The organism is Gemmobacter lutimaris (assembly GCF_003570715.1).
GTDB lineage: Bacteria > Pseudomonadota > Alphaproteobacteria > Rhodobacterales > Rhodobacteraceae > Gemmobacter > Gemmobacter lutimaris.
On sequence record NZ_QXXQ01000006.1, the window covers coordinates 194,630 to 220,958 of the forward strand.

At 65.4% G+C, this 26,329-nt stretch carries 25 protein-coding genes; 15 read left to right on the forward strand and 10 right to left on the reverse strand.

Going from position 1 to position 26,329, the window contains the following annotated elements:
• Positions 1–13: 13 nt before the first annotated feature.
• Complete coding sequence (locus D2N39_RS12835) at positions 14–493, forward strand: VOC family protein (RefSeq protein WP_119135182.1); 480 nt, start codon at positions 14–16, stop codon at positions 491–493.
• Positions 494–663: 170 nt separating this feature from the next.
• On the opposite strand, the gene tldD is transcribed toward D2N39_RS12835, so the two are convergent.
• Positions 664–2,085, reverse strand: coding sequence for a metalloprotease TldD (gene tldD, locus D2N39_RS12840; protein ID WP_119135244.1), 1,422 nt, complete (start codon positions 2,083–2,085; stop codon positions 664–666).
• Between the two features lie 175 nt (positions 2,086–2,260).
• Here tldD and coxB point away from each other — a divergent pair, with 175 nt between their 5' ends.
• The 10 genes from coxB to D2N39_RS12890 all read left to right on the forward strand — a co-directional run bounded on the left by coxB (position 2,261) and on the right by D2N39_RS12890 (position 11,246).
• Positions 2,261–3,148 (forward strand): cytochrome c oxidase subunit II, encoded by an 888-nt coding sequence (gene coxB / locus D2N39_RS12845; protein WP_119135183.1) that lies wholly within the window; start codon positions 2,261–2,263, stop codon positions 3,146–3,148.
• A 77-nt stretch (positions 3,149–3,225) separates the two neighbouring features.
• Positions 3,226–4,170 carry a heme o synthase gene (gene cyoE, locus D2N39_RS12850; RefSeq protein WP_119135184.1) on the forward strand — a complete coding sequence of 315 codons (945 nt, stop codon included), beginning with the start codon at positions 3,226–3,228 and terminating at the stop codon, positions 4,168–4,170.
• A 1-nt stretch (position 4,171) separates the two neighbouring features.
• Positions 4,172–4,387, forward strand: a complete 216-nt coding sequence (locus D2N39_RS12855) for a hypothetical protein (RefSeq protein WP_119135185.1) — start codon at positions 4,172–4,174, stop codon at positions 4,385–4,387.
• Positions 4,387–4,962 carry a cytochrome c oxidase assembly protein gene (locus tag D2N39_RS12860; protein WP_119135186.1) on the forward strand — a complete coding sequence of 192 codons (576 nt, stop codon included), beginning with the start codon at positions 4,387–4,389 and terminating at the stop codon, positions 4,960–4,962. The genes D2N39_RS12855 and D2N39_RS12860 overlap by 1 nt, the downstream gene beginning before the upstream one ends.
• Before the next feature lie 21 nt (positions 4,963–4,983).
• The gene (locus D2N39_RS12865; RefSeq protein WP_119135187.1) at positions 4,984–5,787 is read left to right on the forward strand and encodes a cytochrome c oxidase subunit 3; all 804 of its coding nucleotides are present in this window, start codon (positions 4,984–4,986) and stop codon (positions 5,785–5,787) included.
• A gap of 91 nt (positions 5,788–5,878) precedes the next feature.
• Complete coding sequence (locus D2N39_RS12870) at positions 5,879–6,544, forward strand: SURF1 family protein (protein WP_119135188.1); 666 nt, start codon at positions 5,879–5,881, stop codon at positions 6,542–6,544.
• A 9-nt stretch (positions 6,545–6,553) separates the two neighbouring features.
• Positions 6,554–7,939 carry a threonine synthase gene (gene thrC, locus D2N39_RS12875; protein ID WP_119135189.1) on the forward strand — a complete coding sequence of 462 codons (1,386 nt, stop codon included), beginning with the start codon at positions 6,554–6,556 and terminating at the stop codon, positions 7,937–7,939.
• The gene (locus tag D2N39_RS12880) at positions 7,936–9,195 is read left to right on the forward strand and encodes a M16 family metallopeptidase (RefSeq protein ID WP_119135190.1); all 1,260 of its coding nucleotides are present in this window, start codon (positions 7,936–7,938) and stop codon (positions 9,193–9,195) included. The genes thrC and D2N39_RS12880 overlap by 4 nt, the downstream gene beginning before the upstream one ends.
• Positions 9,195–9,779 (forward strand): GNAT family N-acetyltransferase, encoded by a 585-nt coding sequence (locus D2N39_RS12885; RefSeq protein WP_119135191.1) that lies wholly within the window; start codon positions 9,195–9,197, stop codon positions 9,777–9,779. Before D2N39_RS12880 ends, D2N39_RS12885 begins: the two co-directional genes overlap by 1 nt.
• Positions 9,780–9,851: 72 nt before the next feature.
• A complete protein-coding gene (locus D2N39_RS12890) occupies positions 9,852–11,246 on the forward strand; it encodes an FAD-binding oxidoreductase (RefSeq protein ID WP_119135192.1) in 1,395 nt (464 codons plus the stop codon).
• A 274-nt stretch (positions 11,247–11,520) separates the two neighbouring features.
• Here D2N39_RS12890 and D2N39_RS12895 read toward each other — a convergent pair whose 3' ends face one another.
• From D2N39_RS12895 to D2N39_RS12905, 3 genes are read right to left on the reverse strand one after another with little or no spacing between them, the layout of a single operon-like run.
• Entirely contained in the window at positions 11,521–12,054 is a 534-nt protein-coding gene (locus D2N39_RS12895; protein ID WP_108129427.1) for an adenine phosphoribosyltransferase, read from the reverse strand.
• 8 nt (positions 12,055–12,062) lie between these two features.
• On the reverse strand, positions 12,063–12,530 hold the full coding sequence (locus D2N39_RS12900) for a DUF2269 family protein (RefSeq protein WP_119135193.1): 468 nt from the start codon (positions 12,528–12,530) through the stop codon (positions 12,063–12,065).
• A complete protein-coding gene (locus D2N39_RS12905) occupies positions 12,530–13,780 on the reverse strand; it encodes a DoxX-like family protein (protein WP_119135194.1) in 1,251 nt (416 codons plus the stop codon). Before D2N39_RS12905 ends, D2N39_RS12900 begins: the two co-directional genes overlap by 1 nt.
• Before the next feature lie 143 nt (positions 13,781–13,923).
• On the opposite strand from D2N39_RS12905, the gene D2N39_RS12910 reads away from it, so the two are divergent.
• Positions 13,924–14,412, forward strand: coding sequence for a GNAT family N-acetyltransferase (locus tag D2N39_RS12910; RefSeq protein ID WP_119135195.1), 489 nt, complete (start codon positions 13,924–13,926; stop codon positions 14,410–14,412).
• Between the two features lie 46 nt (positions 14,413–14,458).
• Positions 14,459–15,265, forward strand: coding sequence for an EcsC family protein (locus tag D2N39_RS12915; protein ID WP_119135196.1), 807 nt, complete (start codon positions 14,459–14,461; stop codon positions 15,263–15,265).
• On the opposite strand, the gene ptsP is transcribed toward D2N39_RS12915, so the two are convergent.
• A complete protein-coding gene (gene ptsP / locus D2N39_RS12920; RefSeq protein ID WP_119135197.1) occupies positions 15,266–17,509 on the reverse strand; it encodes a phosphoenolpyruvate--protein phosphotransferase in 2,244 nt (747 codons plus the stop codon). It lies immediately after the preceding gene.
• Between the two features lie 307 nt (positions 17,510–17,816).
• Here ptsP and D2N39_RS12925 point away from each other — a divergent pair, with 307 nt between their 5' ends.
• Entirely contained in the window at positions 17,817–19,280 is a 1,464-nt protein-coding gene (locus D2N39_RS12925) for a calcium-binding protein (protein WP_119135198.1), read from the forward strand.
• 54 nt (positions 19,281–19,334) lie between these two features.
• On the opposite strand, the gene D2N39_RS12930 is transcribed toward D2N39_RS12925, so the two are convergent.
• The 5 genes from D2N39_RS12930 to efp form a co-directional block, all read right to left on the reverse strand.
• Positions 19,335–20,495 (reverse strand): low temperature requirement protein A, encoded by a 1,161-nt coding sequence (locus D2N39_RS12930; RefSeq protein ID WP_119135199.1) that lies wholly within the window; start codon positions 20,493–20,495, stop codon positions 19,335–19,337.
• A gap of 142 nt (positions 20,496–20,637) precedes the next feature.
• Positions 20,638–21,897, reverse strand: coding sequence for an aspartate kinase (locus D2N39_RS12935; RefSeq protein WP_054304494.1), 1,260 nt, complete (start codon positions 21,895–21,897; stop codon positions 20,638–20,640).
• A gap of 79 nt (positions 21,898–21,976) precedes the next feature.
• Positions 21,977–22,831: a bestrophin family protein gene (locus tag D2N39_RS12940; RefSeq protein ID WP_119135245.1), complete on the reverse strand. Its 855-nt coding sequence runs from the start codon at positions 22,829–22,831 to the stop codon at positions 21,977–21,979.
• A gap of 91 nt (positions 22,832–22,922) precedes the next feature.
• A complete protein-coding gene (locus tag D2N39_RS12945; RefSeq protein ID WP_119135200.1) occupies positions 22,923–24,305 on the reverse strand; it encodes a bifunctional enoyl-CoA hydratase/phosphate acetyltransferase in 1,383 nt (460 codons plus the stop codon).
• A gap of 137 nt (positions 24,306–24,442) precedes the next feature.
• A complete protein-coding gene (gene efp / locus D2N39_RS12950) occupies positions 24,443–25,012 on the reverse strand; it encodes an elongation factor P (RefSeq protein ID WP_119135201.1) in 570 nt (189 codons plus the stop codon).
• 98 nt (positions 25,013–25,110) lie between these two features.
• Here efp and epmA point away from each other — a divergent pair, with 98 nt between their 5' ends.
• Complete coding sequence (gene epmA, locus D2N39_RS12955; RefSeq protein WP_119135202.1) at positions 25,111–26,151, forward strand: EF-P lysine aminoacylase EpmA; 1,041 nt, start codon at positions 25,111–25,113, stop codon at positions 26,149–26,151.
• Positions 26,152–26,329 lie beyond the last annotated feature (178 nt).

Here is a 26,329-nt window from a genome sequence, read left to right on the forward strand (position 1 = left end):
GAAAGGACAGGCCATGACACAACCCAAGGCAACGCTCTGTCTCTGGTTCGACAACGAGGCCGAGGCGGCGGCGCGGTTTTACGCCGCCACCTTTCCCGACAGCCACATGGGCAGGGTGCATCGCGCGCCCGGCGATTATCCGTCAGGCAAGGCGGGGGATGTGCTGACGGTGGAATTCACCATCTGCGGTCTGCCCTGCCTCGGGCTGAACGGCGGCCCTGCCTTCCCGCAAACCGAGGCGTTTTCCTTGCAGATCGCCACCGAGGATCAGGCGGAAACTGACCGTCTGTGGGATGCCATTGTCGGGAACGGTGGCCGGGAAAGTGCCTGTGGCTGGTGCAAGGATCGCTGGGGGATGAACTGGCAGATCACCCCCCGCACCCTGACCGAGGCGCTGGCTGCGGGCGGCGCAGAGGCTGCGCGCGCCTTTGCCGCGATGATGGACATGACCCGGATCGACGTCGCCGCCATCGACGCCGCACGACGTGGCTGACGAGGAGAGGGGGCTGTCTGCCCCCTCGCCCCTGCGGGGCTCACCCCCGAGGATATTTTTCGACAGAAAAATTTCAGATGTTCCGCTCGTCCATTTTCTGTCCGCAAATATCCTCGGGGGGTGAATGAGCCGAAGGCTCAGAGGGGGGCAGACAGCCCCCTTTCTTCGTCTCAGGCCGCCGAGCCGCCGATGGTCAGCCCGCCGATCATCAGGGTCGGCTGCCCCACGCCCACCGGCACCCATTGCCCGGCCTTGCCGCAATTACCGATGCCGGGGTCGAGCTTCATGTCATTGCCGATGGCGCGAATGTTGCGCAGGGCGGTGGCGCCGTCGCCGATCAGGGTGGCGCCTTTCACCGGGGCGCCGACCTTGCCGTTCTTCACCCGGTAGGCCTCGGTGCAGGAGAACACGAACTTGCCGTTGGTGATGTCGACCTGCCCGCCACCGAAGCCCACGGCCCAGATGCCGTCTTTCAGATCGGCAAGGATCGCCGCCGGATCGGTGTCGCCGCCGAGCATGTAGGTATTGGTCATGCGCGGCATCGGGATATGGGCGAAGCTTTCGCGCCGCCCGTTGCCGGTGCTGGCGGTGCCGGTCAGGCGGCCATTCTGGCGGTCCTGCATGTAGCCGGTCAGGATGCCATCTTCGATCAGGACGGTGCGGTTCGAAGGCGTGCCCTCGTCATCGACCGAGATCGAGCCGCGCCGGTCGGGCAGGGTGCCATCGTCCAGCACGGTGACGCCGGGGGCGGCGATGCGCTGGCCCATCAGACCGGCGAAGGCCGAAGTGCCCTTGCGGTTGAAATCGCCCTCAAGCCCGTGGCCAATGGCCTCGTGCAGCAGGATGCCGGGCCAGCCGGGGCCAAGCACGATGTCCATGACGCCCGCCGGGGCGGGTTCGGCCTCAAGGTTCACCAGCGCGATGCGCAGCGCCTCGCGCGCGACGGGTTGCCAGTGGCCGGGGTCCAGCAGGGTGGCAAGGCCGAAACGGCCGCCACCGCCCATGCCGCCCGACTCGCGCCGCCCGGCCTGTTCGACGATGACCGAGATGTTCAGCCGCGCCATCGGGCGGACATCGGCGAAGCGCAGCCCCTCGGGGCGCAGGATCTCCACCTCCTGCAAACCGGCGCTGATGGTGGCGGAAACCTGGATCACGCGCGGGTCGAGGCCGCGGGCATAGGCGTCGATTTCCTTCAGCACGTCGATCTTGGCGGCGAAGCTTGCGTCCAGCATCGGGTCGGCATCGGTATAGAGGCGGGCATTGGTGCCCTTGGGGGGCGGGGCCATCACGCCGCCGCCATCCCCCACCGCCAGCCGCACGGTCTCAGAAGCACGGCGCATGGCGGCTTCGGAGATTTCGGTCGAATGGGCATAACCTGCGACCTCGCCCCGGACGGCGCGCAGCCCGAACCCTTCGGAGGCATCGTAGGAGGCGGTTTTCACCCTGCCGTCATCCAGAACCAGCGCTTCTGACCGGCGGCGTTCGAGGAAAAGCTCGCCATCTTCTGCCCCTGCGACAGCCTGTCGCAGTATGGCCAGCGCCGCTGCCTCATCCAGCGACATGTCGAACGGGCGGAAGGCGTTGGCTGTCATGGGAAGTCCTTGATCCATGTCAAACGGCGACCGAGTGTCGCACGGTTTTGCTTGTCGTTTCCTGCCTAATATGGTTTCAACACAAGAAGAAACAACGGGATTCTGCCCGCACAACGGGCATGGCCGAAAAGCGGACGATAAGCCGCACTTCGAACGGGATAGAAAGATGCGACTCATGAAGAACCTTTCGGGTCTCGCTGCCGGTGTGGCCGCGATGGCCGTCGCCGGTGTGGCGCTGGCACAGGACCTGCCGGTGATCGGCCGTCCGGTGGATGGCAAGCTGGGCTTCCAGCCGGCGGCGACGGAACTGGCGGCGGATATTCACTGGCTGGATCACTTCATTCTGGTCATCATCACCGCCATCGTGCTCTTCGTGACCGCGCTGATGGTCTATTGCTTCGTCCGGTTCAATCGCCGCGCCAATCCGAAGCCCGCGACCTTTACCCACAACACCCCGATCGAGATCCTCTGGACCGCCGTGCCGATTGTGATCCTGCTGGTGATCGGTGGTTACTCGCTGCCGATCCTGTTCAAGCAGCAAGAAATTCCGGTGGCGGACATCACCATCAAGGTGACGGGCTACCAGTGGTATTGGGGCTATGAATATGTGCAGGACGGCATCACCCCGGAAAACGACGGGACCGATCCGGTCGCATTTGAAAGCTTCAAGCTGGAGAAAGACCAGCTCGCGCAATATGGCTACGATGAAACCGACTATCTGCTTGCGACCGATACCGCCGTCGTCGTGCCGGTCGGCAAGACCGTCGTGATGCAGGTGACGGGCGCCGACGTCATCCATTCCTGGACCATCCCGGCTTTCGGCGTGAAGCAGGACGCGGTGCCGGGCCGTCTGGCGCAGCTGTGGTTCAAGGCCGACATCGAGGGCGTGTTCTTCGGTCAGTGTTCGGAACTCTGCGGCAAGGACCACGCCTACATGCCGATTACCGTCAAGGTCGTGTCCGAGGCGAAATATGCCGAATGGCTGGCCAAGGCCAAGGCGGGCGACGTGCAGCTGTCGTCCATCGCAGCCCCTGCCGCCGTGCAGGTCGCCGCGAACAACTGATCGACTGATGTGACTTTGCGATCGGGCGGCGGACCTTCGGGGTGCCGCCGCCCGATCCCACCAAGGGACAGCCGGATATGAGCGATATCCATGCCAACAGCCTGAGCGATACCGGACCGGCCGAGGCTGGCTTCGGCGATTTCGTGGCGCTTCTGAAGCCGCGTGTCATGTCGCTGGTGGTTTTTACCGCGCTGGTCGGCCTGCTGGTCGCGCCTGTCTCGCTGCACCCGCTGGTGGCTTTTACCTGCGTGCTGTTCATTGCGCTGGGGGCCGGGGCCTCGGGCGCGCTGAACATGTGGTGGGATGCCGATATCGACCAGGTGATGCGCCGCACCAAGGGGCGTCCGATTCCGGCGGGCCTCGTGCAGCCGGGCGAGGCGCTGGGATTCGGTCTGGCGCTGTCGGGCCTTGCAGTGATGATGCTGTGGCTTGCCGCCAATACGCTGGCGGCGCTGCTGCTGGCCTTCACCATCTTCTTCTACGCCGTCGTCTATTCGATGTGGCTGAAACGCTCGACCCCGCAGAACATCGTGATCGGTGGTGCGGCGGGGGCTTTCCCGCCCATGATCGGCTGGGTCTGCGCGACCGGCAGCATCAGCGTCGAGGCGGTGCTGATGTTCATGCTGATCTTCATGTGGACGCCGCCGCATTTCTGGTCGCTGGCGCTGTTCATGAACAGCGACTACGAAAAGGCCGGTGTGCCCATGCTGACCGTGACGCATGGCAAGCGGGTCACCCGCAATCATATCCTCGTCTACACGGTCGCGCTTGTGCCCTTCGCGCTGGCGACTGGCTTCACCTCGATCGGCGGCCCGGTCTATCTGGCGGTGTCTGCCGTGCTGAACGCGGGCTTCCTCTGGGGTGCGTGGAAGATCTGGCGCCGGGACGAGGCTGCGGCCGAGGCCGATGGCTATGCCACCGAAAAGGCGGTGTTCAAATTCTCGCTGCTTTACCTCTTCCTGCATTTCGTGGCGCTTCTGGCCGAGGCGGCGCTTCATTCCTACGGTTTCGGAGACTGGTGACATGGCGACACTCAAACCCACCCACGACCTGCATCGCCGCCGCTTTGGCCGCAATGTTGGCCTTGGTCTCGTTCTGGTGGCCTTCGTGGTGCTGGTCTTCGGTCTGACCGTCGTGAAAGTCACGCGCGGTGATCCGATGCAGGCTTTTGACCATGTGGTGCGGCCGGAACTGGTGCCGCTGCCGCAGGGTGGCCAACAGCAGGGGGGAAGCAACTGATGAGCAACCGTTCGCCCGGACGCACCGCAGGTCTGCTTGTCGGCGTCGTGCTGACCATGGGCGCGCTCAGCTTCGCGGCTGTGCCGTTCTACAACTGGTTCTGCCGCGTGACCGGCTTTGCGGGCACCACTTCGGTCGCCACCACTGCGTCGGATGTGGTGCTGGACCGCGAGATCCTTGTGCGTTTCGACGCGTCGAAAGAGGCGGGTATGCCCTGGGATTTCAAGCCGCAGCAGCATTCCATGCGGCTGAAGATCGGGGAAACCGGCCTCGCCTTCTATGAGGCGCATAACCCGACCGACCGCACCGTGGCAGGCACCGCCAGCTACAACGTCACCCCGGATTCCGCCGGGGGCTATTTCACCAAGATCGCCTGTTTCTGCTTTACCGAGCAGGTGCTGGCACCGGGCGAAACCGCGATCATGCCGGTGACGTTCTATGTCGATCCCGAGATCGTCAAAGACCCGGAAGGCAAATTCGTGCAGGAAATCACGCTGTCCTACACGTTCCACGAAACCGCGCTGCCCGAAAGTCAGGCTGCGCTGGCCGCCCCCTCGACGGGCGCGGTAAACTGACAAGACAACGAGGGACCTCCAATGGCTCACGCCAAGAACCACGATTACCACGTTCTGCCACCGTCGATCTGGCCGTTCCTCGGCTCGGTCGGTGCCTTCGTCATGCTGTTCGGTGCGGTGCTGTGGATGCACGGCTCGGGTCCGTGGATGGGGCTGATCGGCTTCGTCATGGTGCTTTACGTCATGTTCGGCTGGTGGGCCGATGTGGTGAAAGAAGCGCAGGAAGGCGATCATACGCCGGTCGTGCGCATCGGCCTGCGCTATGGCGTGGTCATGTTCATCATGTCCGAAGTGATGTTCTTCGCCGCCTGGTTCTGGAGCTTCTTCAAACATGCCATGTATCCGATGGGGCCGATGTCGCCCATCGTTGACGGCGTGTTCCCGCCGGAAGGCATCCAGACTTTCGACCCCTGGCACCTGCCGCTGATCAACACGCTGATCCTGCTGTGCTCGGGTGCGGCCGCGACCTGGGCGCACCACGCGCTTGCGCATGAGAACAACCGCAAGGATCTGGTGAACGGTCTGGCGCTGGCCATCATCCTCGGTGTGTTCTTCACCATCCTGCAAGCCTATGAATACAGCCACGCCGCCTTCGGCTTTGCCGGCAATATCTATGGCGCGAACTTCTTCATGGCGACCGGCTTCCACGGCTTCCACGTCGTGATCGGCACGATCTTCCTGACCGTCTGCCTGATCCGTGCGCTGAAGGGCCACTTCACCCCGGAACAGCATGTCGGCTTCGAGGCGGCTGCCTGGTACTGGCACTTCGTGGACGTGGTGTGGCTGTTCCTCTTCGCCGCGATCTACGTCTGGGGTCAGGGCTGATCCCCGGTGCCGGGTCACACGACCCGGCGCCCTTCCATCCCGGGCGCGGGCCTTGTAAAAGGCGCGCGCTTTTCTTTTTTCCGAGGCTCCGATGACCCGCCGCATGATCCTGCCGTTGCTGTTCGGCCTTGTCGGCTGCGCCATCCTGATCGGGCTGGGTTCCTGGCAGATGCAGCGCCTGCACTGGAAGGAAGGCGTGCTGGCCGAGATAGAGGCCCGCATTGCCGCCGCGCCGGTGCCGCTGCCTGATCATCCCGAATCCCCGCGTGACCGCTATCTGCCGGTGGTGGCCGAAGGGCGGATGACCGGCGAGGGGCTGAAGGTGCTGGCCTCGCGCAAACTGGTGGGGCCGGGGCACCGGCTGATCGGCGTGCTGGAGACCGGCGGGCGCCGCGTGCTGGTCGATCTGGGCTTCGTGCCGGATGGTGAACCGCTGGACCTGCCGCAAGGCCCCGCGCGCGTGGTGGGCAACCTGCACTGGCCCGAGGAAAAAGACAGCTTCACGCCCGAACCGAATCCGGTGACGGGCCTGTGGTTTGCCCGCGATGTGCCGGCCATGGCGGCCAAGCTTGGCACAGAGCCGACATTGATTGTCGCGCGTGAACCAGTCGTGCCGGAAATCGCGCCGCTGCCGGTCGATACTTCGGGTATTCCCAACGATCATCTGGGCTATGCGCTGACCTGGTTTCTGCTTGCGGTCGCATGGGCGGGGATGACAGTTCTGTTTCTCTGGCGTATCAGACGCCGGAACGCATGAGGCGAGGCGATGCACTATATCTCGACCCGCGGGCAGGCGCCCGTTCTGACTTTCGGCGAAGCGATGATGACGGGGCTGGCGCGTGACGGGGGGCTTTATGTGCCCGAGACCGTGCCGCAATTCACGGCCGATGATATCGCCGCGCTGGCGGGTCTGCCCTATGAGGAAATCGCCTTCCGTGTGATGCGCCCTTTCATGGGCGACCTGTTTTCGGAAGCCGAGTTTCGCAGCCTGATCGCCAAGGCCTATCAGGGCTTCGGCCATCCGGCGCGCGCGCCGCTCAAGCAGCTTGCGCCCAATCATTTTCTGCTGGAGCTGTTCCACGGGCCGACGCTGGCCTTCAAGGATTTCGCCATGCAGATCATCGGTCAGATGATGCAGGCGGCGCTGGCCAAGTCGGGTGAGCGCATCACCATCGTCGGCGCGACCAGCGGCGATACCGGCTCTGCCGCGATCGAGGCCTTCAAGGGGCTGGCGAATGTGGATGTGTTCATCCTGTTCCCGCATGGCCGCGTATCCGAGGTGCAGCGTCGCCAGATGACCACGCCGACCGAGGCGAATGTGCATGCGCTGGCGCTGGATGGCGATTTCGATGATTGTCAGGCGCGGCTCAAGGACATGTTCAACGACCACGCCTTCCGCGACGGCGTGCGACTGGCGGGTGTGAACAGCATCAACTGGGCGCGGGTGCTGGCGCAGGTGGTTTACTACTTCTCGGCCGCGACCAGCCTCGGCGCGCCGCATCGCAAGGTCAGCTTCACCGTGCCGACCGGCAATTTCGGCGACATCTTCGCGGGCTATATCGCGCAGCGCATGGGCCTGCCGATTGCGGAACTGGTGATCGCCACCAACCAGAACGACATTCTGGACCGCGCGCTGAAATCCGGCGCCTACGAGACGAACGGGGTGAAACCCTCGATCAGCCCCTCGATGGACATTCAGGTCTCGTCGAACTTCGAACGCGCGCTGTTCGATGCCTATGGCCGCGACGGCGCCGCCGTGGCGCAGTTGATGGACGAGATGAAATCGGGCGGCTTCCGCATCAGCCAGGGCGCGCTGGAAAGCCTGCGCGCCACCTTCACCTCGGGCCGCTGCTCGGAGGAGGAGACGCTGGCGACCATCCGCGCCGAACGCGCCGCGACCGGCGAGCTTCTGTGTCCGCACAGCGCCGTTGGCGTGAAGGTGGCGCAAGATCATCTGGGCGCGGTGTCGATGATCACGCTGGCCACCGCCCATCCCGCGAAATTCCCCGATGCGGTGGAACAGGCGACGGGCCTGCGCCCGGCGCTGCCGCCGCGCATGGCGGATCTGTTCGACCGGCCCGAACGGGTGACACGGGTGCCCAATGACCTCGCCGCGCTGCAAACCCTCGTCCGCGAAAGGATCGCGCGTTGACGCTTCGCATCACTACCCTGCCCAACGGCCTGCGCATCGTGACCGAGGATATGCCGGGGCTGCAATCCGCCTCGGTCGGCATCTGGGTCACCGCCGGCGGGCGGCATGAACGGGCCGAACAGAACGGCATCGCGCATTTCCTTGAACATATGGCCTTCAAGGGCACCGAAAAGCGCAGTGCCCTGCGGATTGCCGAGGAAATCGAGGATGTGGGCGGTTACATCAACGCCTATACCTCGAAGGAGATGACCGCCTATTACGCGCGTGTCCTCTCGGCCGATGTGGCGCTGGCGCTGGATGTGATTTCCGACATCGTGCTGAACCCGGTGTTCGACGCGAAGGAAATCGAGACCGAGCGGCATGTGATCCTGCAAGAGATCGGTCAGGCGCTGGATACGCCCGATGACATCATCTTCGACTGGTTGCAGGAAGTCAGCTACCCCGATCAGCCCTTCGGCCGCACCATCCTCGGCCCGGCCGAGCGCGTCTCTGCCTTTGGCCGTGCCGATCTGCGTCGCTTCGTGGCCGAACATTACGGCCCCGACCAGATGATCCTCTCCGCCTCGGGCGGGGTGGACCATGATGCCATCGTGGCCCAGGCGACCGGGATCTTCGGCGCGCTGCGCCCCGTCGGCTTGCCGAAGCTGGAAACCGCCCGCTTCGGCGGCGGCGAGCGGCGCGAGGTCAAGGGGCTGGAGCAGGTGCATTTCGCGCTTGCCCTGGAATCCCCCGGCTACCGGGACCCCGACGTGTTCACCGCGCAGGTCTATTCCATGGCGATGGGCGGTGGCATGTCGTCGCGCCTGTTCCAGAAGATCCGCGAGGAACGCGGCCTGTGCTATTCCATCTTTGCGCAATCCGGCGCCTATGAGGACACCGGCTCGATCACGATCTATGCCGGCACCTCGGAGGAAGAGATCGGCGATCTGACCGCGCTGACGCTGGACGAGCTGAAACGCGCCGCCGATGACATGACCGAGGCCGAGGTCGCGCGCGCGCGGGCACAGCTGAAGGCCGGGTTGTTGATGGGGCTGGAAAGCCCCTCGACGCGCGCCGAACGCAATGCGCGGCTGCTGTCGATCTGGGGCCGTGTGCCGCCGGTGGAAGAGGCGGTTGCGAAGATCGACGCGGTCTCGACCGCCGATGTGCGCCGCTATGCCGGGACACTGACCGGGGCCCCGGCCGCACTGGCGCTTTACGGCCCGGTCGAACGCGCGCCGGGGCTGGAGGCGATCCGCGACAGGCTCGCCGCCTGATGATCGGCCTCAGGGCAAAACTGAGGATCGAGACGGAGCGGATGACGCTCCGCCTGCCGCAGCATTCGGACTACCGCGCCTGGTCTGACCTGCGCGCCGAAAGCGCCGCTTTCCTTGCGCCCTGGGAACCCGTCTGGGCGCATGACCACCTCAGCCGCAAGGCCTTCACCAACCGCGTCTATTGGGCCAGACGGGCCGAGACTCAAGGCACGGCGCTGCCCGTCCTGATGATCCGGCGGGACGATCAGGTGCTGCTGGGGGCGATCACGCTGGACAACATTCGCCGGGGTCCGGTGCAGGCCGGAACGCTGGGCTATTGGGTCGGCGAGCGCTATGCCCGGCGCGGCTACATGCGCGAGGCGATCCGCGCCATCGTGCATCATGCTTTCACCACGCTGGACCTCAGCCGGATCGAGGCCGCCTGCCTGCCGGAAAATGCTGCCTCGCGCGGGGTGCTGGAAAAATGCGGCTTCAAATATGAAGGCGTGGCGCAAAGCTATCTGCAAATCGCGGGTCGTTGGCGCAACCATGTGCTTTACGCCAACTTGCGCAGCGACCGCCGTGGCCGCACCGATGCCGGTTGAGCCGGGGCAAATTTCTTGCAAAGAAATTTGCAAATTCGTTCGCAACGAATTTGCGCGCAGATGGAGAGTGTGATGCTCAACCCCGCCGATGAGGGCTTTCTGGCCAGCCTGCCCGAAGAACTGTTGCGCCCGGTGCGTCCCGCCGACCTGGAAGAGCCGCGCGGCCGCTGGCGCGGGCAGGGGGCCGCTGTCGCCGTGCCGCGCAGCACGGCCGAGGTTTCTCAACTTATGCGCGCCTGTGCGGCGGCGCGGGTCGGCATCGTCCCGCTGGGTGGCGGCACCGGCCTTGTCGGTGGGCAGGTCATGCCGGATGGCCCCTTGCCACTGATCCTGTCGTTTGAACGGATGACCGCGATCCGCGCCATTCACCCTCAGGAGAACGTCATCGTGGCCGAGGCGGGCGCCATTCTCACTGACCTCCATGCGGCGGCCGGAGCGGTGGACCGCATGTTCCCGCTGACGCTGGCCTCGCAAGGGTCGGCCCGGATCGGCGGCAATCTGGCCACCAATGCGGGCGGGGTGAATGTGCTGCGTTATGGCAATGCGCGTGACCTCTGCCTCGGGGTCGAGGCGGTGCTGGCCGATGGCACGGTATTCCACGGGCTGAAACGGCTGAGGAAGGACAATACCGGCTATGACCTGCGCCACCTGCTGATCGGCGCGGAAGGCACGCTGGGCCTGATTACGGCCGCCAGCCTGAAGCTTTTTCCGCGCACTGCCGTCACCGGCGCCGCTCTGTTCGTGGTTCCCGACCCTCAGGCGGCACTGGCGCTGCTGTCGCTGACTGAAAGCCAGTTGCCCGGTATGGTTTCGGGATTCGAGCTGATCCACCGGCAGGGCCTTGATTTCCTTGCCGAAACCATGCCCGACCTGCGCCAGCCTTTCGCCGAGGCCCCGGAGTGGTGTGTGCTGATCGACATCGGCCTGCCCGCCGCGCTGGATGCAACCGAGGCGCTGATGGCGCTTTACGAGGCGGCAGGGGATCTGGTTCTGGATGGCGTGATCGCGCAATCCGAAACCCAGCGGTTGGAATTCTGGACCCTGCGCGAAACCATTCCCGAGGCGAACCGGCGGATCGGTTCGATCTCCAGCCATGACATTGCCCTGCCGCTCTCGGCGATCCCGGTTTTTCTGGCGGAAGCCGCACCCGCACTGGCGCGGCTGGGGGATTTCCGCATCAACTGTTTCGGGCATCTGGGGGACGGGAATTTGCACTACAATGTCTTCCCTGCAAAAGGCCGCAAGCGCGCGGAATATGACAGCCTGCGCGATGCGGTGAAGACCTGCATCCATGACCTCGTGGATGGTTTCGACGGTTCGGTGAGCGCCGAACACGGCATCGGACGGCTGAAGGTGAAGGATCTGGAAACCTATGGCGATCCGGTGAAGCTGACCGCCATGCGCGCGATCAAGACCGCGCTGGATCCGCTGGGCATCCTGAACCCCGGCGCCGTGCTGCGCGCCTGACGGTATTTTGACCTTGGCGTAAATATCCATGCCGACAGCGCCACCTGCAAATGGCAGGGTGAAAGTGCCCGGTGACCGCTGTCCACGGCAGTCGGCATGAGGGGGCTCGATGCCCCCGAGGGCCGGGCGGGATGAGAAAACCCCGCCGGACATTCGATCCGACGGGGCTGGGGTCAGGATTGGGTCACCTGTGCAAGCAGCGCCCGAGGCCGGTTCCGGCCCCATGACCAAGACTTGCAACGATTCGGGTTAAGGGCGGGTTAACCGCGTTGCCTCACAACCCTTCGAAGGCACACAGGGCATGGACCTCCATGCCCATCGTCTCCAGCTTGCGACGGCCGCCCAGATCGGGCAGGTCCACCACAAAGGCGCAGCCGACAATCACGCCGCCCAATCGTTCTACCAGCTTGATCCCGGCCTCGGCAGTGCCGCCGGTGGCCAGCAGGTCATCGACCAGCAGCACTTTTTCTCCGGGCTGGATCGCGTCGTCATGCACCTCCACCACCGCCTCGCCATATTCCAGACTGTAAGCCTGTGCGATGGTCTGCCCCGGCAGCTTGCCCTTCTTGCGGATCGGCACGAAGCCGGTGGTCAGCTGATGCGCCACCGCGCCGCCCAGGATGAAGCCCCGCGCCTCCAGCCCCACAACCTTGTCGATGCGGGTGCCCGCATAGGGGTGCAGCAACTGGTCGATCGCCATGCGGAAGCCGCGCGGATCGGCGAACAGCGTCGTCACATCGCGGAACAGAATGCCCTCATGCGGGAAATCGACGATGGTGCGGATGTAATCCTTGACGGTCTTGGACATGGGGCCTCTCAGAACAGGTCGGGTTTCACTATCATCAGCCAGAACACGCCGACAAGCGCGGCGAAGGCAGGCCAGCCGAGGACGAACCAAAGCCGGAAGGCCCGGACTGCGGCGGCGGGCAGCGGGCCGGGGGCGGCGGCACGGGCCAGATCACGGATGCGGTATTGCAGCGCGACCACCGGCAGCCAGCAGGTCAGCGCCAGCAGATAGGCGGCATAGGTCAGCAAAAGCCAGCCTTCGTTCCAGCCGCGCCCGGTTTCGCGCACCAGCCAAAGCCCGGTCAGTGGCTGCACCACGCCCGAGGGCAGGGTGAACAGCCAGTCGGCCACCACAACCCCGGCCGCCACATGCGCCACCACCTCGGCCCGGTTCGACCGCATTGCCCAGACCATTGCAAAGGCCGTGCCGATGCCGGTGCCGAACAGCACGGTCGAGGACAGCACATGCAGCCATTTCGCCAGCAAATAAGGGTCCATCACCGTTCCTCCGCCAGCGCCAGATGCACCAGCAGCAGCGCCAGCACCGGCAGGTTCTTCAACAGCCCGCCGAACGGGTCGAGCCACAGTGCAGGGGCCAGCAGGGACAGGCCAGCCGTATAGGCCAGGACCAGCGCGACCTGTGCCCGCGCCACCAATCCCGGCCGCCAGTCGCGCAACAGGGCCAGCCCCAGCGCCAGATCGGCCAGCCCGCCCGCACGGGCCATGGCCAGCGCCAGCCCCTCGGGCAAAGCGGGCAGGTGGGGCAGGAAAGTACTGCCCGGCAGGAACAGCCCCAAAGCGGCCGAAACCAGCCACATCACCGCCAGTGTCAGCCGGATCAGCGGTTTCAGCAGGTAAAGCCGCGCCTGCCACAGGTCTTGCGTGCCTGCGGGCCGGGCGAATTGAAAGGCGGTGAAGCTGCGTGGGCGCGTGGCCCGCCGCGCCAGCAGCGGCGCGGGATCGGTCTGCACGCCCTGTTCAAGCTGCCGCAGCGCGGTGGTCGAAACCGGCCCCAGCCGCAGCGCATCGCCGACGCGTCCGGCCAGCCGCGCCAGCGCGCCCGGCACGCGCCAGACCGGCGCGGGGCGCAGGCCCAGCCAGCGGCGCAGGCCGGTCGCAAGTTCGGCCTGGGTCAGAACCTCCGGTCCGCCGATCTCCCACACCCCCGGCTGTGGCTCTGCCAGCATCTCGGCAATCACGGTGGCTAGATCGGCGGCATGGATCGGGTTGAACGGCTGTGCGCCTGTTCCCACAACCGGCGTGACGAAGGGCAGGGCAGCGAAGCCGCGCAACGCCGAGGTGCCGCCATAGCTGGTCTCGGCCATGACCAGACCGGGGCGCAATACCATGGCGCAAGCGGCCAGCGCCACCTGCTCTGACACCCGGCGCCAGCGGGCGAAAGGCGTGTCTGCCTCGATTCCGATGGCCGAGACATGCAGGCACGGCCCCGCCACCGCCGCCAGCACGGCGCGCAGTGCATGGTCATGCACGGCGGCAAAGGCGGTCTCGGGTCCGGTCAGCAGGCCCGCGGCATTGACCAGCGCACAATCCTGCGCCTCGGCCCAGAAGCCGGGCGCATGGCTGGCCGGATCGGTCAGATCGGCGCGGAGCGTGCGAAAGCCCATGGCCTGCAAACGCTCCACCCGCCGGGCGGAGGCGATGACCTCATGCCCCGCCTCGCGCAGGGCGAAGGCGATATGCCGTCCGATGAACCCGTCGGCGCCCAGAACCAGAACCTTCACGCGCATCACCCATGCCTTGATCGCGGCCCAGACTACCCATGCGGACTTGCGATGCCAAGCGATGCGCCGTTGCAGGGCAATTGCGTCTTTTCCCTGTTGCCCTCGCGTGTTACGCGCGTTTCCGCAGGATTCCCTTGGGGGCGCAGCCGATGTATCAGCTGGAGGAAGAGACCGAAGCCGATTGGTGGGAAGTGGAGGCGCTTTATGACCTTTGCTTCGCGCCCGGGCGAACGGCGCTGTCCTCCTACCGGCTGCGCGACGGGGTGGCGACGGTGGCGCCGCTGTGTCTGGTTCTGCGCGACGAAACCGGCACGCTGGCCGCCGCAATCCGCTATTGGCCCGCCGAAGTGGGCGACCATGATGTGCTGTTGCTGGGCCCGGTCGCGGTGCACCCGACGCGGCAGGGGGAAGGGCTGGGCGGCCTGCTGATCAACGAAAGCCTGGCCGAGGCACGGCGCCTTGGCTGGGAACGGGTCATGCTGGTGGGCGATGCGCCCTATTACCGGCGTTTCGGCTTTACCAAGCTGGAAGGCGTGGTGATGCCGCCGCCGACCAACCCCGACCGGGTGCTGGGCATCGCGCTGGTGCGCGGGGCATGGGATGGCGTCAGGGGAACTGTGACCAAGGCGCGGTCCTGATCCAAGGCCCATTGCGCAAGGCGCGCGCGCTTCCTACCTTCGGGATATGAGCGACGATCACTCTCCGGACCCCGCCCCTGAAAGCGCCGATGCTGCGCTGCCCGCGCCGCGCCGTGCGGCCTTTCCCGATTACGAGATTGCCGAGCTTGCGCGGCGGGCGCGCAAGGCCAACGGGCCGCTCATGTCGCTGCTGCAAAAGCTGGGCGGTTCGGTGGAGACGCAGATGAACCGGCTGCCCGATGCGGCGCGCAACCGGATCGAGGCGCTGACCATGGCGACGCTGACCCGCGCGCTGGGGGTGGCGGCGCTGGGGCGGCATGCGCCCGACATCGGCCCTGCCGGGGCGCCGCTGGCGGCCGCGATCAGCGGTGCGGCGGGGGGCGCGGGGGGACTTGCCACCTCCATCGCGGAACTTCCCGTCACCATCACGCTGATCCTCTCGGCCATTCGCAAGGCGGCTGAGGATGAGGGGTTCGACACCACCGATCCCGTCATTCAGGCCGAGATCCTGCGCTGTTTCGCGGCGGGAACGCCCTCGGGCGGCGATGACGGGGTGAATACCGCGCTGATCGGCGCGCGGCTGACGCTGACCGGCCCGGCCCTGCAAAAGCTGATTGCCACTCTCGCGCCGAAGATCGCGGCGGGGCTAAGCCAGAAGCTTGCGGCGCAGGCGGTGCCGGTTCTGGGCGCGCTGTCCGGCGCGGCGGTGAACGCGGCTTTCCTGAGCCATTACCGCGAGCTTGCGCGCATCCGCTTTCGCCTGCTGCGGCTGGCGCAGGACCATGGCGCCGAACGGGTGGTCGCCCGCTTCAACGCGGCAGCCAGCGTGAAGCCGCTGCTGCGGTCGGACTGATCATTCCGGCAAGGTTGCCAACCAGCCCATGACGGCGGGCCGCACACTTTCCACGCCTTCCGCCATCGCGGCGGTGACCACCGCGCGCACTTCGCGCAGATCGACCTGACGCAGCAGTGATTTCACTGGCCCGATGGAAGCAGGCCGCATCGACAGCGTGCCGATCCCCAGCGAGGCAAAGACCATGGCCTCGATGGGCCTGCCCGCATCCTCGCCACAGAAGGAAAGCTGCGCATTGCTTTCGGCGCAGCGATCCGCGATCAGCCGCAGGAAGCGCAGGAACGAGGTGTTCAGCGTGTCATAGCGGCGGCGCACCCGTTCATTTTCACGGTCGGCGGCAAAGAAGAACTGTTTCAGGTCATTGCCGCCGATGGAAATGAAATCGGCGGATTCGAAGAACGCCTTCGGCGCGAAGGCAAGGCTGGGGGTTTCCAGCATGGCACCGATGCGCAGCGTCTCAGGCACCGGATGGCCCATCGCCGCCTCGCGGTCCCGCTGGTGCAGCAGCTCGTTCCGGGCGGTGACGAATTCCTCGTGTTCCGAGATGAAAGGGAACATGACAGTCAGCGGCCGCCCCTGTGCGGCACGCAGCAGCGCCTGCAACTGCATCCGCAGCACACCGCGTTTGTCGAGGCCGACGCGGATCGCGCGCCAGCCCATCGCGGGGTTCGGCTCGTCCTGCGGCTTCATGTAGGGCAGCACCTTGTCCGAGCCGATGTCCAGCGTGCGGAACGCCACAGGCCGCCCCTTGGCCGCATCCATGACGCGGGCGTAAAGCTTGGCAAGCTCGTCCCGCTTTGGCATCTGGTTGCGGATCAGGAATTGCAGCTCGGTCCTGAACAGCCCCACGCCCTCGGCGCCGGAACTGTCGATCGAGGGCAGATCGGCCATCAGGCCCGCATTCATGTAAAGCCGGGTCACGGTGCCACACCGCGATTCCGCAGGCAGGCCGCGCAGGCTGGCGTAGCGTTCCTGCGCCTTGGCCTGCATCGCCATCTTGTCGCGGAAACTGCGCACCACCACCTCGTCGGGGCGCAGATGCACGGTGCCGCTGTCGCCGTCCACAAGGATCGGATCGCCGTTCAGCGCCTCGGCGGTGATGCGTTCGGCATGGATGACCAGCGGAATCGCCAGTGCCCGCGCAACGATGGCGGCATGGCTGCCGACCGAGCCTTCCTCCAGCACCACGCCGCGCAGCTTGCGACCGTATTCCAGAAGTTCGGCCGGGCCGATGTTGCGCGCGATCAGCACCGGATTGTCGGGCATGGTGGCGCCGGTATCCTGCCCCTGTCCGGTCAGGATGCGCAGCAGGCGGTTCGACAGGTCGTCCAGATCGTTCAGCCGTTCGCGCAGATAGGCATCTGGCACCTGTTCCAGCCGGGCGCGGGCGGCGGATTGTTCCTTTTCCACCGCCGCTTCGGCGGAAAGGCCGCGCTGGATATCCTCTTCCATCCGGCGCAGCCAGCCACGCGAGCGGGCAAACATGCGATAGGCTTCCAGCACCTGCCGCTGATCCTTGTCCAGCGCCTCGGCGCTCAGCAGATCGTCGATGGAAATGCGCAACTGCCCCACCGCCTCGCGGATGCGGTCGATCTCGGTCAGGGGGTCGTCGGCCACCGGGTTGGTGACCACCACGCGCGGTTCGTGCAGCCAGACATTGCCCTCGGCCACGCCCTCCTGCCCGGTGCCGCCGCGAAAGATGCGCGGCTGCCGGTGCAGGGCGCCGGGGCCTTCACCTTCGCCGACGAAGGCGCCAAGCTCGGTCATCTCGGCCAGCACCATGGCCACGACTTCCAGCGCGTAAACCTCGTCATCCGAGAACTGCCGCGCGGTTTTCGACTGCACGACCAGCACGCCCAGTTTTTCGCCGACCCGCTGGATCGGCACGCCGAGGAAGCTGGAAAAGAGTTCCTCGCCGGTTTCCGGCATGTAGCGGAAGCCGCGTTCGGAGGGTGCATCGGCGGCATTGACCGGCGTCGCGGTGCGCGCGACGCGACCGACCAGCCCTTCGCCCACTTTCATGCGGGTCTGGTGGACGGCCTCTTTCTTCAGCCCCTCGGTCGCGCAAAGCTCCAGCGTGTCCTCATCGCGGAACAGGTAGATCGAGCAGACCTCGGTTCCCATGGAATCGGCGATCAGATGGGTGATGCGGTCCAGCCGGTCCTGGCCCTTGCCGGGCAGGGCAAGGCTGTCGCGCAGGCGGCGAAGAAGTTTGCGGCTGTCGCTCTCGCTGCGTTCGGGCATGACTCGGGGGGGTGTCCTTCTGGATGCCTTTGCCCCCTTTAAGCACAGCGCGGGGGAAAACGGAACGGGCGAGAGGGTCGCGCCCCGTCACAGCCGCAGACTGCCGCCGATTTGGGCAGGCGCGCTGCCCTGCGAGGCGTCGGGAAAAGCGTCGACAGATCAACCATGGCGTGCAACTCATTCGCGAACGGTTGCTTCAAGAGATACCAATGCACGTTTTGACCCGAGTTCCGACGCCGGTGGAAGACCGGATAACCAAAACCCCGATGCAAGACAGGTCTGTCGGTCTGGATGTATTTGATTTTATTTGGATAATCTTGCGGAGCGCTGGCTGAAACCAGAGGGTCAAGGTGCCCCCGCTGTCGATTTCGGACGGGTCCGCGCGACCATTGACGCAGGTGAATACTGGTCGGGTGACTTGGGTGACAACGTGTTTTACGGCGGATCGGGCAACGATACAGCCGACGGACGCGCCGGAAATGACCTGCTGTTCGGCGGTGGCGGTCTGGACTTCCTTGTGGGGGGCGAGGGGGCGGATACGCTGATCGCCGGGAATGACGACGCCACATTGATGGGCGATGCAGGTGACGATGTCCTGCGTGCGGGTGATCAGGGTGCCAGCCTCGCGGGCGGCGAGGGTAATGACCGCATCTTCGGCGGTGCCGGGGATGACGAGGTCTATGACCCGCTTGGAATGAACAGCATCCGCACCGGCGACGGTGCGGATGTCGTCACCGGGGTTGGCGTGCAGATCTATACCGGCGCTGGCGTCGATATCCTGAACCTGACAAGTTGGTTCTTCGATGTGAGGGCAGGTCAGGGCAACGATCAGCTTTCCGCCACGGCGACGGGCATCGGCGCCATTGACATGGGGGCGGGCGATGACAGGGTGACGCTTTCGGGAACTGCGGTGCAGGCAGGCGGGTTGACGGGCGGTGCCGGGCACGATCAGTTGTTCCTGCGTGACCGCGCGGGGGTGGAGTTCACCACACGTCCCTTCAGGTTTTCGGATACGGAACCGCCGAAGGGGGGGCGGGGGTTCGAAGAGCTGTTTCTGACAGGGCAGGCGAATCGCGTCTCGGGGCAGGTCAATGGCCTGTTGATCGAAAGCAGCACCGGCGCCCATAGCATCACCCTTCACGGTCGAGACATCGCTATCCATCTGACGGGCCGCGGCGCCGACAGTGTGACCTTCGTCGGGTCCGGCACAGTCGAGACCGGACGGGGCGCCGACAGCATCACGATCAATGGCCCGCGCCATGCGACACGCGTGATCGATGCCGGTGACGGGGGCGACCACATCACTCTTCAGGGATCGGCCAGGGTCATGGCGGGCGGCGGCAATGATGACCTGTTCGTCCGGTCTGACTCTGCCACGGCCAAGGCGGAGATCGACATGGGGGCGGGCAATGATACGGTGGTGGCTGAAGGCGCCTTCGGGCAACTGAGCCTGGGTGCCGGTGCCGATATGCTGGAACTTGACTGGGGGATTACCGGGCAGGTCAGCCTTGGCGCCGGGGCAGACCGGATCGTCTGGCGCTCGGCCTACGGCGACAATGACATCACGGTCAGCGATTTCAATGTGACGCGGGACCGGATTGCGATTGATGGCATCGACTCGCTGTCCGATTTCACCAGCGCGACGCAAAAGGGCGGCGCATTGGTGTTGCACCTGCATCCCAGGGGGCTGGACCCGGAATATGACGGCGGCATTTATCTGCGGCTGTTGGGGGTGACGGCGGATCAGATCACCGATGCGATCTTTACCTGATGTGCCGGATGCAGAACGCCCCGCTGCGGGCGGGGCGTTTGCAGGGTAAAGGGATCAGGCCGAATGGGGGGAAGGTGCCTGCACCCCTTGGGCGCGCAGGCCCACAAGCAGCACCAGCGCCATTGCCACCACCCAGACCGGCGTGCCGATCAGGGCCAAAACCCCGATGAGCGCCGCGCCTGCCAGCAGGCTGTAGCGGGCAAAAAGCCCCTCCAGACAGCGGTCGCGGATCAGCCAGAGCGCGAACAGGTAGCCTGCGACCGGGGCAGCCAGCCAGCGGTTCGCCTCGGTCGCGCTGATTTCAGAATGATGGCCTGCCACATCCATCACCGCGCCAAGCCCTGCCGCCACCAGTGCCCCGCAACCAAAAACCAGCACATGCCCGTAGCCCCACAGCAGGGCGCGCGGCAGATCCGTGGTTTTCAGGTGTTCCGGTTCGACGAAGTAGAACCACCACAGCGAAAACACCACGACCAGCCCTGACAGGCCGACCACCACCAGCGGCAGTTCCAGATGGCCGTCGTAGATCTTGCCGAAGATCAGCGCGAGCGACACCATCACCTCGCCCAGAACGATGATGTTCAGAAGGCCGTAGCGTTCAATGATATGATGGCGGTGCCATGGCGTCGCATGGGCGCGTTCGGCTTGAACGGGGACCAGAAGCTCCACGCCGAAGATCAGGGCGTAAAGCGGCAGGAAGGCGGTGCTGCCTGCGGGGACCATCAGGTAAAAGACGATCCAAAGGATTTGCGCCAGCGCAATGCCACCCGCATAGCGCAGCGCCGTGCGCCGGTAAGCGGGATTGTCCGCCGCCGCGCGCAGCCAGAGGCCGATCATGCCGACCCGCATGATGATCCAGCCGAAGATCGCCGTGCCGAAATCAAGCGAGGTGGTGATGCCTGATACCGCACCTGCAAAGACCAGCGCGCCGGTGATGATGACGAAGGTCAGCAGAACGAAGCCCATGTCGCCATTGTCAAAGGCCGAGGCGAACCAAGTGTAGTTCATCCAGGCCCACCAGATGACCACGAAAAGCGCGATGAAATTGACCAGCATGGGCAGGCCATGCGCTTCGGAAATGCCGTGATGCAGGGTCTCGGTCACCGCCGCGATGGCGATGACGCTGACCAGATCGAAGAAAAGTTCAAGCTGGGTGGCGGCGCGGTGGCCTTCGGCCGGGTTGCGGGAAAGGAGGGGGCGAAGTCCTGTCGGCATGCAATGGTCCTGTCACTGGGTCTGACCCACAAGGTTGCGGGCGGTGCCAAGTGTGACATTCTGCCGCGCCGGGGAAAAGCCCTGCCGCAACGCAAACGCCCCGCCTGTGGGGGCGGGGCGTCAGGGGCGGCTTTGGGGGCGATCAGGCTTTTTCCAGCTCGAACGCATCGTGCAGCGCCTGCACGGCCAGTTCCATATACTTGCGGTCGATCAGGACCGAGATCTTGATTTCCGAGGTCGAGATGACCTTGATGTTCACACCCTCGTTGGCCAGCGCCTTGAACATCTTGGCGGCAACACCCGTATGGCTGCGCATGCCGATGCCGACGACCGAGACCTTGGCGACATCGGTGTCGATGATCAGCTCGTCATATTTGATGACACCGGCGGCGCGGGCATCTTCCATCGCCTTCTTGGCGCGCTCGACCTGGTTGATCGGGCAGGAGAAGGTCATGTCGGTGACGGCGCCGGGGTGGCTGTCGTCATAGTCCTTCTCGGAGATGTTCTGGACGATCATGTCCACGTTGACGCCCGCCTCGGCCAGCGGGCCGAAGATGGCCTGGGCCACGCCCGGCCGATCCTCGATGGTGAAGAGGGTGATCTTCGCTTCCTCGCGCGAGAAGGCGATGCCCGAGACGACTTTCGATTCCATGATTTCCTCCTCGTCGCAGACCAGGGTGCCAGAGTTTTCGTCGGTATCCTCGAAGGACGACAGCACGCGCAGCCGCACCTTGTAGCGCATCGCCAGTTCGACGGACCGGGTTTGCAGCACTTTCGCGCCGAGGCTGGCAAGTTCCAGCATTTCCTCGAAGGCGATCTTGTTCAGCTTGCGCGCCTTGTCAGACACGCGGGGGTCGGTTGTGTAGACGCCATCGACATCGGTATAGATGTCGCAGCGTTCGGCCCCGAAGGCGGCGGCGAAGGCCACGGCGGTCGTATCCGAACCGCCCCGGCCCAGCGTGGTGATGCGGCCCTCGGCAGACAGGCCCTGAAAGCCCGCGACGACGGCAACCTTGAAGCCTTCGGCGAATTTCGCGTCGATATTCTCGCGCGGGATCGACACGAACCGGGCCGACCCATGCGCCGAGGTGGTGTTGATCGGCACCTGCCAGCCCTGCCAGGACCGGGCGGGCACGCCCATCTCTTGCAGGCGCAGTGCCATCAGGCCGGCGGTCACATTCTCGCCCGAGGCCACCACCGCGTCATATTCGCGGGCGTCGTAAAGTTTCGACGTGCCCTCGACCCAGCCGACCAGTTCATTGGTCTTGCCCGACATGGCAGAGACGATGACGATCACGTCATAGCCACGCTCGACCTCGCGCTGCACCTTCTTCGCGGCGTTTTCGATCCGCGCAAGGTCGCCCACCGAGGTGCCACCGAATTTCATCACCAGAAGCGGCATGGCCAACCCCCGTTCTGCCATTAAAACCGCGCGTTCCATAGCAGAAGCGGGGGGGGATGCAAGCGCGCTTTCGGACGGGTCAGTCCAGCCGGAAGTTCACGGGTTGCAGGGGCGGCGGCGCGGTCTCTCCCAGATGCGGCGCAAGGCCGATTTCGGCCAGACGGCAGATCGCATCCAGCGGCAGGGCATTGGCGGTATTGCCGAAAGGATGCGCCAGTTCCTCGGTCACTTCGGCCAGGCCGAAGAAAGTATAGGCCACGATCAGTGCAAAGACCGGTGTCAGCCAGCCCGCCGGTTCGATCAGTGTCAGCGGCAGCAGCAGGCAGTAGATCCAGCTCGTGCGGAAGACGAGCAGGGAATAGACGTAGGGCAGCGGCGTGGCGCGAATACGCTCGCACCCGGCCTGTGCAAGGGCGATGCCGGACAGGCGGGCCGACAGCGCGCGGGCGCCGAACCCATCCAGCCGCCCGTTGCGGCGGGCCTCGGCCAGCAGGCTGTTCATCGCGTCCAGTGTCGCATCCGGGCCTTCGCCCGCTGCCAGCGGCAGGCCGCGCAGGGCGCGGCGATGCAGATGCAGGAAGTCGCGCATCGACCGCAGCAGGGTCAGCCGCGTCCCGGCATCGTCCAGAAACAGATCGGCCTCGCGCGCAAGGCTGCGGCTGTCGGCCAGAAGGCCACCCCACAGCTTGCGCGCCTCCCACCAGCGGTCATAGGCGGCATTGTTGCGAAAGCCCAGAAACAGCGACAGGGCGACACCGAACACAGCGAAGGGGGTGGCGCTGAGATGCGGCAGCGGTGCCACGAGCCGGTCCCATGCCAGCGCCGCGACCGCCAGCACCCCGACCAGCGCCAGTTGCGGCGCGATATGCGGCAGGACCGAGCCGCGCAGGGCGAACAGCAATTCCGCCGGGCCGGGTTTTTCACGCAGGATCATCGGGGCCTCCACTGGCTGCCCCTTGCATCGGCCCGATTGGCCGATGCGTCAATGCCGGAGCCGACAGGGCGCCTGTTGTCTGCGACGGCGCTCAGGCCCGTGTGGTGCCGAAATGGTGCAGCGCCGCCACCGCGCAGGAGGCGAGGCGCGACATCGGGCTGTCTGACCGCGAGTTCAGGATCACCGGCACCCGTGCGCCCATCACGAGGCCCGCGCCTTCGGCATGGCTGATGAAGGCAAGCTGCTTGGCCAGCATGTTGCCCGCGTCGATGTCGGGCACGACAAGGATATTGGCCCGCCCCGCCACGCCGCCCTGCAAGCCCTTGGTGCGGGCTGCGCCGATATCCACTGCATTGTCCATCGCCAGCGGCCCGTCCACCAGCCCGCCCCTGATCTGGCCGCGCTCGGCCATTTTCGACAGCAGCGCCGCGTCAATGGAGGACTGGATGGCGGGATTCACGGTTTCCACCGCGCTGAGCACGCCGACGCGCGGCTCCATCCCCAGCGACAGCGCGAGGTCGATGGCATTCTGGCAGATATCCATCTTGGTGGCGAGGTCGGGCGCGATGTTGATGGCGGCATCGGTCACCATCACCGGCTGCGGCTGACCGGGCACATCCATGACAAAGATATGGGTGAAGCGGCGGCCGATGCGCAGGCCGGTGTCGCGGTCCAGCATCGGGCGCAACAGGTCATCGGTGTGCAGATGGCCCTTCATCACCGCCGCCGCGCGCCCCTCATGCACCAGCTTGCAGGCCATGGCCGCGGCCGCCGTATCGCCGTTGGTGACGTCGATCAGTTCGAATGCGCCAATGTCTGCGCCGGTTTCCGCCGCCGCCGCGCGGATCGCCGCTGCCTTGCCGATCAGGATGGGGATGATCAGGCTTTCGCGCGCCGCCAGCAGGGCACCCCCCAGCGAATTGGCGTCATCGGGGCAGACTACGGCGGTCGGCAGCGCGGGCAGGGGGCGTGCGCGATCCAGCAACGCCTCGAAATGCCGGTGGCGCTGCACGATCAGGCCCGGAACCTCGATGTCGTCGCGGTGAAACTTCACCGTCGGCGCCTCCACTTCGGCCTCGCCCGACAGCAGCAGCGCATCGTCGCCCGTGCGGCGGATCTCGGTCCCCAGACGCAGCACATGGCCCGCACGTTTCTCCAGCACGGTCACGCGGCAGACCAGTTCCTCACCCGCATGGGCGCGGGCATGGAATTCCAGCGTCTGCCGCAGGTAAAGCGTGCCGGGGCCGGGCAGTTGCGTGCCCAGAACCCCGGAAATCAGCGCGGCAAGGAACATGCCCGGGGTGATCTGTTCGGGGTGGCCATCGCCGTCGGTATCGGCATTGGGCAGGTGCATCGGGTTGTAATTCCCCGAGGCAGCGGCAAAGACGTAAAGGTCATCGGGCGTGACCAGCCGCCGGATTTCGGCGTTGTCGCCCACGGCGATTTCGTCAAAGGTCCGGTTCACCATAAGCATGGGCATCTCCTTGGCGGGCGGGCAGGGGATGGGTGACCGGGAATCGGGGTGCGGGTCAAGCCATGGCGCGACGGCAGGTCCATGCAAAAGGCCCGGAGAAACCTCCGGGCCTTGTAAAGCAGCGGGATGGCGAAGGATCAGTCCTTCGCGCGTTCCACATAGCTGTTGTCGGTGGTGTTGATCACGATGCGGGTGCCGACGCCAATATGCGGCGGAACCATCACGCGGATGCCGCCGGTGCAGATTGCGGGCTTGTAGCTGGACGAGGCCGTCTGGCCCTTGACGACCGGCTCGGTTTCTTCAACCTCGACGGTGACCTTCTGCGGCAGTTCGATCGACAGTGCCACGCCCTCATGCGTCAGGATCCAGACGCGGATCCCGTCACGCAGGTGGACCTTGGCATCGCCGACGACATCCTCGGACACGGCGATCTGCTCGTAGGTCTCGGGGTTCATGAAGTGGAAGCCTTCGCCATCCTCATAGAGGAAGTCGAATTCGTTCTCGTCCACATGCGCCTTTTCAACGCTGTCCACGGTGCGCCAGCGTTCCTGCACTTTCACGCCATCCGAAATGCGGCGCATCTCGACCTGGGTCACCGAGTTGCCCTTGCCCGGGTGCACGTTCTCGGCGACGATCACGACATGCAGCACGCCGTTGAGGTCGATCACATTGCCCTTGCGGATCGAAGAGGCGATCACTTTAGCCATTGTTACGGTCCTTGGTTGGAATTGAGACAGGCTCTGGCGCCCGGATGGCGAAGCGCCTAAACCATCCGCGACCCGATTTCCAGAGAAAAGCCCGCGAAATGAGCCCGACACCCTGGTGGACCCCCGCGCGCCACGCCGACCGACGCCCGGCCCTTCTGGCCCGCGCCCGCCTTCAGGCCGCGCTGCGCGGCTGGTTCACGGGTCAGGATTTCCTTGAGGTCGATCCGGTGGCGCTTCAGGTCAGCCCCGGCAACGAGGCGCATTTGCATGCCTTCGCCACGCAGGCCATCGGCAATGACGGGCAGCCGATGACCATGTATCTGCATACCTCGCCCGAGTTTGCGATGAAGAAGCTGCTGACAGCGGGGGAAGAGCGCATCTTCGCCTTTGCCCATGTCTGGCGCAACCGCGAACGCGGGGCGCTGCACAGCCCTGAATTCACCATGCTGGAGTGGTATCGCGCGGGTGAGGATTATACGGTGCTGATGGAGGACTGTGCGGCGATGCTGCGGCTGGCCGCCGAGGCGGCGGGGGTCACCACGTTGCAGTATCGCGGCATTACCTGCGATCCTTTCGCGGCGCCCGAACGGCTTTCGGTGGCCGAGGCGTTCCAGCGTTATGCCGGGATCGACCTGCTGGCGACCTGCGACGGTGCCGAGACGGATGCCGAGGCGTTGCGCACGCAGGCCCGCGCGGCGGGGATCAAGACGCGCGACGACGACACCTGGTCTTTCCTGCTGTCCAAGATCCTTGTGGAAAAGGTGGAGCCGCATCTTGGCCATGGCCGCGCGACGATCCTTGACCGCTACCCGACCGCCGAGGCCGCATTGGCGCGGCGCTGCGCCGATGACGCCCGCGTTGCGGAACGGTTCGAGATCTATGCCTGCGGGGTGGAACTGGCGAACGGCTTTGGCGAGTTGACCGATCCCGCCGAACAGCGCCGCCGTTTCGAGGCCGAGATGGACGAGAAGCAGGACATCTATGGTGAGCGCTATCCGCTGGACGAGGATTTTCTGGCGGCGCTTGCCTTCATGCCCCCGGCCAGCGGGATCGCGCTGGGGTTCGACCGGCTGGTGATGCTTGCGACCCATGCGCCAAGGATCGACGATGTGATCTGGACCCCGGTCGCCGGGGACTGAACCTGTCGGGCTGGTGCATTCGCGGGCAGTTGCCGCGCGAACGGGCAGGGCCGCCTGGGGTGCCGTAAGGTCACTTCGTGTTTTTTTACCTGTGGTAAGAAAACCTTACCGAATGCCATCTTGCCGCACAGAAAACGGTTCTCAAACCCGTTTGTGGTCGCTAGGCTGCCCCCGACAC

What these genes read in the sequence shown, in the direction of transcription:
- D2N39_RS12930 (WP_119135199.1), bottom strand. Translation starts at nt 20,495, where the DNA reads ATGCCGACAGGACTTCGCCCCCTCCTTTCCCGCAACCCGGCCGAAGGC.
- D2N39_RS12935 (WP_054304494.1), bottom strand. Translation starts at nt 21,897, where the DNA reads ATGCCGCTTCTGGTGATGAAATTCGGTGGCACCTCGGTGGGCGACCTT.
- epmA (WP_119135202.1), top strand. Translation starts at nt 25,111, where the DNA reads ATGAGCCCGACACCCTGGTGGACCCCCGCGCGCCACGCCGACCGACGC.
- cyoE (WP_119135184.1), top strand. Translation starts at nt 3,226, where the DNA reads ATGAGCGATATCCATGCCAACAGCCTGAGCGATACCGGACCGGCCGAG.
- D2N39_RS12905 (WP_119135194.1), bottom strand. Translation starts at nt 13,780, where the DNA reads ATGCGCGTGAAGGTTCTGGTTCTGGGCGCCGACGGGTTCATCGGACGG.
- D2N39_RS12835 (WP_119135182.1), top strand. Translation starts at nt 14, where the DNA reads ATGACACAACCCAAGGCAACGCTCTGTCTCTGGTTCGACAACGAGGCC.
- D2N39_RS12915 (WP_119135196.1), top strand. Translation starts at nt 14,459, where the DNA reads ATGAGCGACGATCACTCTCCGGACCCCGCCCCTGAAAGCGCCGATGCT.
- ptsP (WP_119135197.1), bottom strand. Translation starts at nt 17,509, where the DNA reads ATGCCCGAACGCAGCGAGAGCGACAGCCGCAAACTTCTTCGCCGCCTG.
- D2N39_RS12945 (WP_119135200.1), bottom strand. Translation starts at nt 24,305, where the DNA reads ATGCTTATGGTGAACCGGACCTTTGACGAAATCGCCGTGGGCGACAAC.
- D2N39_RS12900 (WP_119135193.1), bottom strand. Translation starts at nt 12,530, where the DNA reads ATGGACCCTTATTTGCTGGCGAAATGGCTGCATGTGCTGTCCTCGACC.
- coxB (WP_119135183.1), top strand. Translation starts at nt 2,261, where the DNA reads ATGAAGAACCTTTCGGGTCTCGCTGCCGGTGTGGCCGCGATGGCCGTC.
- D2N39_RS12865 (WP_119135187.1), top strand. Translation starts at nt 4,984, where the DNA reads ATGGCTCACGCCAAGAACCACGATTACCACGTTCTGCCACCGTCGATC.
- D2N39_RS12860 (WP_119135186.1), top strand. Translation starts at nt 4,387, where the DNA reads ATGAGCAACCGTTCGCCCGGACGCACCGCAGGTCTGCTTGTCGGCGTC.
- D2N39_RS12870 (WP_119135188.1), top strand. Translation starts at nt 5,879, where the DNA reads ATGACCCGCCGCATGATCCTGCCGTTGCTGTTCGGCCTTGTCGGCTGC.
- efp (WP_119135201.1), bottom strand. Translation starts at nt 25,012, where the DNA reads ATGGCTAAAGTGATCGCCTCTTCGATCCGCAAGGGCAATGTGATCGAC.
- D2N39_RS12895 (WP_108129427.1), bottom strand. Translation starts at nt 12,054, where the DNA reads ATGTCCAAGACCGTCAAGGATTACATCCGCACCATCGTCGATTTCCCG.
- D2N39_RS12940 (WP_119135245.1), bottom strand. Translation starts at nt 22,831, where the DNA reads ATGATCCTGCGTGAAAAACCCGGCCCGGCGGAATTGCTGTTCGCCCTG.
- D2N39_RS12855 (WP_119135185.1), top strand. Translation starts at nt 4,172, where the DNA reads ATGGCGACACTCAAACCCACCCACGACCTGCATCGCCGCCGCTTTGGC.
- tldD (WP_119135244.1), bottom strand. Translation starts at nt 2,085, where the DNA reads ATGACAGCCAACGCCTTCCGCCCGTTCGACATGTCGCTGGATGAGGCA.
- D2N39_RS12885 (WP_119135191.1), top strand. Translation starts at nt 9,195, where the DNA reads ATGATCGGCCTCAGGGCAAAACTGAGGATCGAGACGGAGCGGATGACG.
- D2N39_RS12890 (WP_119135192.1), top strand. Translation starts at nt 9,852, where the DNA reads ATGCTCAACCCCGCCGATGAGGGCTTTCTGGCCAGCCTGCCCGAAGAA.
- D2N39_RS12910 (WP_119135195.1), top strand. Translation starts at nt 13,924, where the DNA reads ATGTATCAGCTGGAGGAAGAGACCGAAGCCGATTGGTGGGAAGTGGAG.
- thrC (WP_119135189.1), top strand. Translation starts at nt 6,554, where the DNA reads ATGCACTATATCTCGACCCGCGGGCAGGCGCCCGTTCTGACTTTCGGC.